Origin of the sequence: Streptomyces sp. NPDC057486 (assembly GCF_042802415.1) — a bacterium.
GTDB lineage: Bacteria > Actinomycetota > Actinomycetes > Streptomycetales > Streptomycetaceae > Streptomyces > Streptomyces yanii.
Genome location: NZ_JBHVEE010000218.1, coordinates 1 through 9,980, shown reverse-complemented (window position 1 = coordinate 9,980; position 9,980 = coordinate 1). Strand labels below are relative to the sequence as shown.

The window sequence follows — 9,980 nt, the reverse complement described above, 5'->3', positions numbered from 1 at the left end:
CGGTACGAGGACGACCCTCCGCCGTGCGATCGCACGCACCGGACGCCGCCGGGCCCACCCTTCGGGCGGACGGCGGGACTTCCGACACACGCCCTCGGAGGAGCTCAGCCAGGACCATCCGTCCGGGCCCACCGCGATCGAGATTCTGCCGGTGGTGGGACACGGCGGGTGACATCGGCGAGGGCCTGACCACTTGCGGACTTCCGGCCACTCAGGCGGGCTGCGCGTGTACATCGGGCTTCCCCTGGCAGGTTACAGATGCTGACGCGGCGAGCGTGCGTGCCGGGCGGTGCGACGGGGCAAGGCTTGCCGGGAGGGGCACTGGGTGTTGGAGTTCCTGTTCCTTCTCGACGAGACCTCCTGCGGGCGGGGTTGTCGGTGGTGTGAGGCAGAGTTGCCGTCATGGGAACGAGTCTTGGGACTGTGGTAGTCACCGGTGCAGCCGGGCGAATTGGGTCAATGGTGCGGATCGGTCTGCGCGGTGAAGTGGAACGCCTGGTGCTCGTCGATCGTGTCGGCCTCGCCGCACAGTCGCCGGCCGAGGAAGTGCGGCAGCTCGATCTGCGCGACGGTGAGGCGGTGACAGCGGCCCTGGACGGTGCGGACGCGGTGGTGCATCTGGGTGGAGTCCCGGATGAGGCGCCGCTGTCGGAGCTGCTGGACGGCAATGTTCACGGAACGCACAACGTGCTGGAGGGTGCACGTCGGCAAGGAGTGGGGCGGGTCGTTCTCGCCAGCAGTAACCGGCTCACCGGCTTCTATCCTGTCTCGACGGCCGTCACGCCCGAGATGCCGCCGCGTCCGGACGGTCTCTATGGGGTGAGCAAGGTAGCGGTCGAGGCTCTGGGGCGTCTGTATGCGGACAAGTTCGGTCTTTCCGTGGTGTGCCTGCGCATCGGGAGCTTTGAGGACGCGCCGACCGAACGACGTCATCTTGCCACCTGGCTGAGCCCGCGCGACTGCCTCGGCTTCATCCGCGCGGCTCTGACCGCCTCCGACATCAACTTCGCGACCGTCTATGCCGTTTCCGCCAATACGCGCAGGTTCTGGGACCTCGAGGCCGGGTCGGCCATGGGATACACACCCGTGGACGACGCGGAAGCCTTCGCACCGCGTATTCCGTCGGAAGGGGGCGCGGCGGAGCACGAGCTGCAGGGCGGCGCGTACGCCGACGCGGAATACACGCTCCGACACCTCTGAAAGGGGTCAACCGCTGCGGTGAGGCGTCTCAGTTGGAGCCCGGTCGCGGCGGTTCGGAAGATCCGCAACGACGTCGTCAGAGGACGTCGTAGGTCAGGTGGTCGATGTCGAGGTCACGCTCCGCTGCACCAGCGTGCGCGGCACTCCGCCGGTGAACAATGGTGTTCCGGCACCCAGCACGACGGGCGCGAGGTGCAGCGTCAACGCTTCGACCGGCCCGGCGTCGAGCGCCGAGCCGATCGTGGCGCCGCCGCCCATGAGGACGACGTCGAGGTCCTTGCCGCTGTCCGACGACGCCGCCTCGGCGCGCTCGCGCGCGGCGGTGACGGCGTCGGGCAGACCAGTGGTGGCGAACGTCCAGTCGAGGTCGGTGAGCCGCACCGACTCCGGCGGCGAGCTCTTCACGACGACGAACGAGGGCTTGCCGACCTCGCCGGCGCCGTAGCCGGACGTGTCGTCCCAGCCGTTCGGCCCATCGACCAGGTCGAAGAGCCGGCGGCCGAGGACGACGGCGCCCGAGCGGACGGTCGCCTCGCGCGGGACGCGGCGGTCGTCGGGGTCGTCGGAAAATGCCCAGGTGTGCAGGGCCTCGCCGCCGGTGCCCAGACCGCTGTCCGGGCCGGGGTCGGGCCCGGTGACGAAGCCGTCCAGGGAGATCGAGATGTCAGCGATGATTCGAGTCATACCAGGGCGGACCCGATTCATCGCTCATGCATGACCCCCACCTACCGGCTCCCCGCCGGCCGGGACCCCTCGGGCGTACGGCGGTAGAGCGCCGATCGGTCGGACCGGGCGCGGGCGACGAGGCCGGCCCGGTGCAGTACGCCAAGGTGGTACGAAACCGTGGCGGGGCTGAGGAAGTGACGTGCCACCAGCTCCGCATGGCGTGGTGGACGCCATCGCACTTGAGACGGCAGCCGCGGAGGATCTGTCAGGTCTTCATGCGGGCGAAGGCGTGCTCGACACCGCCCTGGTTGACCGGGACGGCACCATGAGCGCATTCGCCGAGCGATACGCCCGGTTCATCACCGCCCACCGAACGAAGAGGGCCCTGATGTGTATCTGAAACTGCAAGAGTGATCGTTGCTCTCTGGTGACTGGCCGTTCCGCCGTGTAGCGTCATCGGCAGATGTCGTGGTTCGCAATACCTGCCCGCGCCCTGGCGTGGGCGTTCTGCTGTGCAGTGCAGGACCAGGGCGATCACCTCCGGGTCCGCGCGGTGCGGGTCCGATATCGACTGAGAGGCACAAGCATGGCCAGCGGAACGGTGAAGTGGTTCAACGCCGAGAAGGGCTTCGGTTTCATCCAGCAGGACGGAGGCGGTCCGGACGTCTTCGCGCACTACTCCAACATCAACGCTTCGGGTTTCCGTGAGCTCCAGGAAGGCCAGGCCGTGACCTTCGACATCACGCAGGGCCAGAAGGGCCCGCAGGCGGAGAACATCACAGTCGCCTGATCCGGCACGATCAGGTCCCCCGGAGCCTGCTCCGGGGGACCTGGCGACGCCCCTTCCCGCCTCCCTGTCAGCCGGCCTCCCGGCCCGCTCCGTTCGCTGCCGACGACTTCGCGTCGGCTCCGAGCTGCGCCTCCCGGCGAGGCGTGACCGATCCGCTCGATTTCACCCGGACCAGCGGGGAGACCCCGACGGGACAATCGCCGCACCGCAAGGGGGGCGCCCCGATCATCCTGGACCGAACGACCGCGTGCGGTCGCCTTCACCGACGACCCTGCCCTCTTCTACGGCGTGCTGCTCGCGCAGTCGCCCGACAGCGTGCGGGAGCTGACCGCGACCTGGGAACAGATACGGCCCCGGCTCGGCGGCTTGAGTTCTAGTGGTCGTTGCAACACCCCAGCTCAGGGGGCTGCAATGGACTTCGAGATACGTAAGGACCGGGGGCCGCAGGGGCGAAAGAAGCTGACCCGTGAGCGGGCGGCATACTTCCAGTTCATGCAGCAGGGCTACAGCAGCAGGGAAGCCTGCCGGATCGTCGGTATCGACCGGCGGACCGGCAAGAAGTGGCGCAACGGATCACATGCGCACGTCGGCAAGAAGAAGGCGACGCCTCCGATCCACCAGGAGGCGCCGTCTTCTGGCCCGTCCCGCTACCTGCGTGAGGCCGATCGCATCCACATAGCCGACCGGCTGCGGGAGAAGGCCACGATCCGCGCGATCGCCGCCGAGCTGGGCCGCAGCCCGTCCACCGCCAGCCGCGAGATATGCCGCAACCGGCACCCCGGCAACGGCCAGTACCGGCCGCACGCCGCCCAGGCACGCGCCGATACCCGCCGGCCCCGCCCCAAGGCGGGGAAGATCGGCCAGAACCCCGAACTGCGGGACTTCATCCAGGAGCGCCTGAGCACACGCTGGAGCCCCGAGCAGACGCAACGCTCTTCGCGCACGGTTCCCCGACCGCCCGGAGATGCACGTGACCCACGAAACGGTCTACCAGGCCCTCTACGTCCAAGGCCGCGGAGAACTCCGCCGCGAACTGTGCGGGTGCCGATTAATCATCCGACCTGCTCAGGCGGCATGTTGGTACTCATGCAGGGTTCCGCCGAGCCGGTCTCGTCGGTGGGCCTTCAGATGCACGATCTGTCCTGGTTCGGTGATCGGTTCAGGTAGCGGGCGAAGCGGGGCGGCTTGGCCGAGGGCCCGGTGCGGCCGATGCCCGTTGTAGAACGATTCGAACTCTTGGAGCACGTGCAGGAGGTGGCTTTGGTTCCAGATTAAGGTGCGGTCCAGCAGCTCCCTGCGGCAGGCCTGTATCCAGCGCTCCACGATGGAGTTCATTCGGGGCATCCGGACACCGCTGGTGACGACCTCCAGCCCGGCGTCGGCGAGCACGGCATCGAAGGCCTGTGTGAACTTCCGGTCCCGGTCGCGGATCAAGAACCTGGCCTGGCTGCCCGCGTCCTGGAGATCCATGGCGAGATTGCGTCCGAGCTGCACCACCCAGTCCGCGGTGGGCTGTGCGGTGGCGCCCAGGATCCGGATCCTGCGGGTGGTGTGCTCGATGACGGCGAAAACGTACAGGCGTGTCCCGGCCGGGGTGCGGGTCTCGAAGAAGTCGCAGGCGAGGAGCGCGTCGGCCTGGCTGCGCAGGAAGTCAGCCCAGGTCGTGCCTTCGCGTTCGGGGGCGGGCGGGATGCCGTGCTCCTTGAGAATCTCCCAGACGGTGGAGGCAGCGATCTTGATACCGAGCGCCGCGAGCTCACCGTGGATGCGCCGGTACCCCCAGGAGCTGTTCTCACGCGCCAGGCGCAAAGACCAGGCTGCGGATCGAGCGGACTGTGGGTGGGCGCCCTCGCCGCCTCGGTGCGCACGTGACGGCATGGCGCTGTTTGAGCAGGTCGCGGTGCCATCGCAAGATCGTGTCGGGACGCACCAGCAGCAGGAGCCGGCGCAGCTTGTTCATCGGGAGACGATGGAGCAGGCCAGCGAGCAGCGCACGGTCGATGTCGCTGAACACGGGCTTGCCGACCTGGCGCTGCAGGACCAGCAGCTGGTGCCGCAGCGTGAGGATCTCGATGTCTTTGTCCCGCTCACTCATCGGCAGCAGCCGCAGGAGCGTGAACGTATTGGTGACAGCGAGGTAGGCCAGGCGCAGCAGCACGACAGATCATGATGCCGCCAACGGCCATCCGGGTGAACAGCACGGCCGCGAGTGGCGCGAGCAGAAGGCCTGCCAGCGACGATCAAGCTCCTGACCTGGCCGGATGATTTGTCGGCACCCGCAAGGTCCAGCACCTGCTCCTCCAGCTGGTGGGCGACCACGCCGGTGCGGAACTCCGACAGCACGCTGTGGTCGAAGCCCGGATCGTCTATCGCCAGCCCGAGCGCGTACTTCCAGGACAGGTTCTCCCGGACTTGGTCGGCGGCCTGCCGGTCCGTCAGGTCCGCGGCCTTCTGCAGCACCGTGACCAGCGCGAGCCGGCCCGGCGACCAGCCCGGCTTACCCGCCCGCCCGAACGCGTCGGCGTGCGGGGCCTCCCGCTTGCCCCGGTACATCGCCCGGATTGCCGCCGCGATCTGCGGATCCGGCTGAGGCCATGGCTGCGGCTGCACCGACACGACACACTCCGATCCGAGACGACGCACGAGAGATCACCAACGCTCATGATCCACCGCAGCCTCGCCGTGCTGCCACCCCTGACACACGGACATGCCCACGACCGACCCCCCAGGGCCACCCCCTCAGCATCCCAACCCTTCCTGGATATAACGAAGTTGGAATTAGCCACGAAGATCGCGCAACGCCGCGTGACTTGCAATGACGACTCTTCGAGCCCCACAGGCTGGGGAGCGTCAGCCCAGCCCCAGCCGGGGTATCTCCCGTCCCGGGGAGCGGTCCATCACCATCAGCAGGCCGGCCTCGTGAGTCCTGTCGTAGGCGGCCTCGTCTATGACGCCCAGCTGGAACCATATCGCTTTGGCGCCGATTGCCACAGCCTGGTCGGCGATGCCTCCGGCAAGGGCGGAGTTGACGAATACGTCCACCACATCCACCGGGAAAGGGATCTCGGCAAGGGAAGCGTAGCCCTGCTCACCGTGCACCGTCTCGGCCTTTGGGTGCACGGGCACCACCCTCTTGCCGATGCGCTGCAGCTTCTCGGCCACGCGGTAAGCGGCCCGTTCGGGGTTGTCGGACAGGCCCACCACGGCCCAGGTGTCTCCGGCAGCGGTGAGAATCTGCCTTATTGTCGCGTCATCGCCATAAAGCGTCATGTCCGACACCGCCGTGCGGTGGCGAGTTCCGCACCGGGTACCGCCATCCGCGTGATCGTGGGGAGCGCCAGGTCTGTGGACTTCGTCAATGGCATGAGTAGAGGTTAGCCAGTTTGCATACTGTATGCAATAGCGCACCACCTCGGGCATCCACTGTTCGACAGGAGCAGCAGGGGATCCTCATCCGCAGGAGCGCCGCGCGCACCAACTCGGGGTGGGCCGCTCCGCGGTGCGGCTGGCAGCGGCGCATCCTGCTCCTTCTCGTCCCCCCGGACCGCGCTCCGCGCGGCCTCCAGCAGCCGCTCGCACGTTTCGAATGCTCCCCGCCAGCTGGGTCCTCGCAGTCGACTGCTGCTGCCCGGCGCGAGGCGTACGCCAACGACCAGGGGGCGGCCAACTTCCTTGGTTGCGGTCACCGTGCGCACCAACCGCCCGACCAGGACCCGGCCGAGTGGATGCCACCGGCCCCCGAAGCCCAGTGCCGGTACGTGGGGGAGTGGGTAGCCACCAAGCTGCGCTGGCAGCTGTCTGCCGACGCGATCGAACAAGAAGCGGTGTACACCTTCGCTGAAGGCCCCTTGCCAGAACACGGTCGGACCCCGGCCCACGCTCGCAGAGAGTCACACAGCGTCATACCAGGGCTTGCTCGACGCCGACGGGCCGCTCTGCTGAGCGCACGAGCTGTGGGCTGCGTTCCGCTGAACCTTTGCGTGCGTGCCGCGAACGATCGTTCACCACCGGGAGACTCCGGTGCGGCTCGAAGGTTTCGCGCGAAATTGCGTACGGCCGCTGGACAACGACGCCCGCTGCGGCCACGATGATGGCGACTCCATACGGTATGCAATCTACAGTGTGGGGTCGTACAGGCGTGATGACTGCCGTCGTCGCGCAGGGTGTGCGCGTGGGGGCCGGGCCCCCACGCGACCGTGTTCTTCTCTAGCCCGAACCCGACGACACGACACATCAGCGAGGTGAGGACGGCCATGGCAAAGGCACTAGAAGGCATCCGAGTTCTGGACATGACGCACGTGCAGTCCGGGCCTTCCGCTACCCAGCTCCTCGCGTGGCTCGGCGCGGACGTCATCAAGGTGGAGGCGCTGACCGGCGACATCACGCGCAAGCAGCTGCGCGACCTCCCGGACGCCGACTCCCTGTACTTCACGATGCTCAACTGCAACAAGCGGAGCATCACTCTCAACACCAAGACGGGGCGCGGCAAGGAGCTGCTGACGGAGCTGATCCGGCGCTCCGATGTCATGGTCGAGAACTTCGGGCCGGGCGCCGTCGACCGGATGGGGTTCAGCTGGGAGCGCGTACAGGAGATCAACCCGAAGATCGTCTATGCGTCCATCAAGGGCTTCGGCGAAGGGCCGTACACCAACTTCAAGGCGTACGAGGTCGTCGCGCAGGCCATGGGCGGTTCGATGGCAACCACCGGGTTCGAGGGCGGTCCGCCGCTGGCCACCGGCGCGCAGATCGGCGACTCGGGGACCGGCATCCACGCCGTCGCCGGCATCCTGGCCGCCCTCTTCCAGCGGGAGAACACCGGGCGTGGGCAGCGCGTGAACGTGGCCATGCAGCACGCCGTGCTCAATCTGTGCCGGGTGAAACTGCAGGATCAACAGCGGCTCGCACACGGTCCGTTGGTCGAGTATCCGAACGAGAACTTCGGGGACGAGGTGCCGCGCTCCGGGAACGCCTCGGGCGGCGGGCAGCCCGGATGGGCCGTGAGGTGCGCTCCCGGCGGGCCCAACGACTACGTGTACGTGATCGTGCAGCCAGTCGGCTGGCAGCCGCTGAGTGAGCTGATCGGGCGGCCCGAGCTGGCTGATGACCCCGAGTGGGCGACCCCGGAGGCGCGACTCCCGAAACTCGGCAAGATGTTCCAGCTGATCGAGGAGTGGACCTCGACGCTCCCCAAGTGGGACGTCCTGCAGAAGCTCAACGCCCACAACATCCCGTGCGGCCCGATCCTCTCCACCAAGGAGATTGTCGAGGACGAGTCGCTGATCGCCAACGAGATGGTCGTCCGGGTGGAGCACCCGGAGCGCGGCTCGTTCGCCACCGTCGGATCCCCGCTCAAGCTCTCCGATTCCCCGGTCGACATCACCAGCTCGCCGCTGCTCGGCGAACACAACGAAGAGGTCTTTGTCGGAGAACTCGGCCTCAGTGGCGAGGAGCTGGCCCTGTTGCGGACCGGCGGGGTGATCTGATGCCGCTCGGACCGGCCGGCGGCGTATTCGTGCGTACGTGCTGTCGCCACGGCCACCGTGATGGCCACGCCGGTCGGCGTGGGTCGCACTCTGTGCACCGCGTCGTGTCTCCGATCCACGGGTATTCCCACTGCGCCGCCCGTACCGCCCGTGTGACCTCGGACTGAGGCGTCGGCTCTCATCGTGCCCGCGGCGGCGGACCCCGTCCGCCGCCGCGGCGCGGGTGCGAGGTCGGACGGTGTGTTCTCGGGCGCCCCCTGGCACCGTCCGGCCCGCCCACCCGGCGTCATCCCACCTCACAACGGCACAGTGGAACGGCAACGCAAAGCCATGAGTGTCACCGCGAGCGCCGTCGATGACCCGTCGCACGATCGCGCGAGCATGCGGTGCCCATCATCCGCGAGGTCGTCAACTTCCTTGGGCTGCACGGCAATACGACATCGGCAGGCCCAGCGGCGGGGTGCGCCCTGTGCACGTCCACAGCAACGTGCAGAGCGACTGTGCCATAGGGGTGCGGCGGCCCCTCTTGACGAGCTCGGCACGGAGATCGGCTTCACGCCGCCGAGCCCGCGAGGTCCCGACTCCTCGGATGCGATCCGGCTCCTGCGCGACGGGAGGGCCAGGGTCTTACTCGGGGGCGCGGGCGTCTTCGTCCGGGCGGCCCCGGGCAGCGAGGTGCCTGAACAGGCCCTGCGGCGCTCCCGTCCGGCGGCCCGCCTCTCCATAACGGCCGGCCCCTCGGGACGTGTGGCACGACGGGGTGGAACGCCGGGCTCGCGGGTTCCGGATCGTCGGCCGTCCGACGCCGCGCGGGTCGACGGCCGCGTACCGCCCGGAGCCCCCTGCGCTGGTGCCACTGGGCAGCGTCACTGACCTGAGCAACACCCCAACGCCCAAAGGGGATCGTGGTCCGATGGCAGCCCGCCGCGCTCCGGCGCGGCGTACACGGACCTCCGCGTGACATCCGGGCGAGAAAGACGGAGTGCGGCCCCTAGACAGAGCGGCCACCCCTCTACAGAATACGGTCTACTCCATATCGTATGCAAAATCTCCGCGTGTGGAGTGGATCACTGTTCCCGTCGTCGTGGAGGGGGTTGCACATGTGGTGACGCGAAGTCAGGACTCGTGAGCGCACGCGCGCACCGGGCCGGTCAGGGTGCAGGGAACCCAGCCGGCTGTGGGGCGGCTCGCGGGGCGGACTGGTCCTGACGGCACATGGGAACCGGCCAGGGGGCGCTGACCAGGGTTCTGCGACGTAGGGGAAATAGCATGACGACAACTGACATACGATCAGACGTTCCGTACAGGGAGGTGGCGGACGGCAACGGACGCACCTACCGGCTCGGCGAGACCGACCGGGACATCATGCGGAGACCGCGCTGGACCATGGTGCTCTTCCCATGGATAGGCATGTTGGGCATCAGCTCGTCGGAGTACGCGTTCACCTCCGCCGAGGAGACGCTGCACGACGCGCACTTGTGGGCCAGTGGCCACATCTTCTGGCTGATGGGGGTCTGGATCTTCTTCCAGGCGGCCGTCGCCTTCCCGGCCGGTCAGCTCCGTGAGAGCGGGCGGCTGCCGGCCAGGAGCGCGATGCTCCTCGGAGCGCTGGGCACCCTGCTCGGCTATCTCTCGCTGGCGTACGCGCCTCATGTCATCGTCGCCTACTTCGGCTTCGGCATGTTCAGCGGTATCGGTGCCGGACTCGTCTACGCGACCTGCGTGAACATGGTCGGCAAGTGGTACCCGGAGCGCAAGGGCGGCAAGACCGGCATGGTCAACGGCGGTTTCGCCTATGGCTCGGTGCCGTTCGTGTTCCTCTTCACCTCGTACATGGATCT

8 protein-coding genes and 2 pseudogenes are annotated in these 9,980 nt (G+C 67.9%); 6 read left to right on the top strand and 4 right to left on the bottom strand.

Annotation, left to right across the window (positions count from 1 at the left end; all coding sequences use genetic code 11):
• Nucleotides 1-459: 459 nt before the first annotated feature.
• Nucleotides 460-1,200 carry an NAD-dependent epimerase/dehydratase family protein gene (locus ACFU6I_RS46220; RefSeq protein WP_384379926.1) on the top strand — a complete coding sequence of 247 codons (741 nt, stop codon included), beginning with the start codon at nucleotides 460-462 and terminating at the stop codon, nucleotides 1,198-1,200.
• 93 nt (nucleotides 1,201-1,293) lie between these two features.
• Here the strand turns inward: ACFU6I_RS46220 and ACFU6I_RS46215 are convergent, their stop codons facing one another.
• The gene (locus ACFU6I_RS46215) at nucleotides 1,294-1,884 is read right to left on the bottom strand and encodes a dihydrofolate reductase family protein (RefSeq protein ID WP_384379923.1); all 591 of its coding nucleotides are present in this window, start codon (nucleotides 1,882-1,884) and stop codon (nucleotides 1,294-1,296) included.
• A gap of 181 nt (nucleotides 1,885-2,065) precedes the next feature.
• On the opposite strand from ACFU6I_RS46215, the gene ACFU6I_RS46210 reads away from it, so the two are divergent.
• The 3 genes and pseudogenes from ACFU6I_RS46210 to ACFU6I_RS46200 all read left to right on the top strand — a co-directional run.
• On the top strand, nucleotides 2,066-2,266 hold the full coding sequence (locus ACFU6I_RS46210) for a hypothetical protein (RefSeq protein ID WP_384379920.1): 201 nt from the start codon (nucleotides 2,066-2,068) through the stop codon (nucleotides 2,264-2,266).
• Nucleotides 2,267-2,452: 186 nt separating this feature from the next.
• Nucleotides 2,453-2,656, top strand: coding sequence for a cold-shock protein (locus tag ACFU6I_RS46205; RefSeq protein WP_266993260.1), 204 nt, complete (start codon nucleotides 2,453-2,455; stop codon nucleotides 2,654-2,656).
• A gap of 411 nt (nucleotides 2,657-3,067) precedes the next feature.
• A pseudogene (locus ACFU6I_RS46200) lies at nucleotides 3,068-3,692 on the top strand (transposase); the annotation flags it as partial.
• Between the two features lie 29 nt (nucleotides 3,693-3,721).
• Here the strand turns inward: ACFU6I_RS46200 and ACFU6I_RS46195 are convergent.
• The 3 genes and pseudogenes from ACFU6I_RS46195 to ACFU6I_RS46185 form a co-directional block, all read right to left on the bottom strand.
• Nucleotides 3,722-4,814 (bottom strand): annotated as a pseudogene (locus tag ACFU6I_RS46195) (integrase core domain-containing protein).
• A complete protein-coding gene (locus ACFU6I_RS46190) occupies nucleotides 4,748-5,272 on the bottom strand; it encodes a transposase (RefSeq protein WP_384379917.1) in 525 nt (174 codons plus the stop codon). The pseudogene ACFU6I_RS46195 and the gene ACFU6I_RS46190 overlap by 67 nt, the downstream one beginning before the upstream one ends.
• Nucleotides 5,273-5,506: 234 nt before the next feature.
• A complete protein-coding gene (locus ACFU6I_RS46185) occupies nucleotides 5,507-5,926 on the bottom strand; it encodes a CoA-binding protein (RefSeq protein ID WP_384379914.1) in 420 nt (139 codons plus the stop codon).
• A 983-nt stretch (nucleotides 5,927-6,909) separates the two neighbouring features.
• Between ACFU6I_RS46185 and frc the strand changes: the two genes are divergently transcribed.
• Both frc and ACFU6I_RS46175 read left to right on the top strand, forming a co-directional pair.
• Nucleotides 6,910-8,139 (top strand): formyl-CoA transferase, encoded by a 1,230-nt coding sequence (frc, locus tag ACFU6I_RS46180; protein ID WP_384379911.1) that lies wholly within the window; start codon nucleotides 6,910-6,912, stop codon nucleotides 8,137-8,139.
• 1,269 nt (nucleotides 8,140-9,408) lie between these two features.
• On the top strand, nucleotides 9,409-9,980 hold a 572-nt coding region (locus ACFU6I_RS46175), incomplete at its 3' end, for an MFS transporter (RefSeq protein WP_384379908.1).

Bases quoted from the DNA above. Each gene is read 5' to 3' on its own strand.
- ACFU6I_RS46220 (WP_384379926.1), top strand. From the start codon at position 460: ATGGTGCGGATCGGTCTGCGCGGTGAAGTGGAACGCCTGGTGCTCGTC.
- ACFU6I_RS46215 (WP_384379923.1), bottom strand. From the start codon at position 1,884: ATGACTCGAATCATCGCTGACATCTCGATCTCCCTGGACGGCTTCGTC.
- ACFU6I_RS46205 (WP_266993260.1), top strand. From the start codon at position 2,453: ATGGCCAGCGGAACGGTGAAGTGGTTCAACGCCGAGAAGGGCTTCGGT.
- ACFU6I_RS46185 (WP_384379914.1), bottom strand. From the start codon at position 5,926: ATGACGCTTTATGGCGATGACGCGACAATAAGGCAGATTCTCACCGCT.
- frc (WP_384379911.1), top strand. From the start codon at position 6,910: ATGGCAAAGGCACTAGAAGGCATCCGAGTTCTGGACATGACGCACGTG.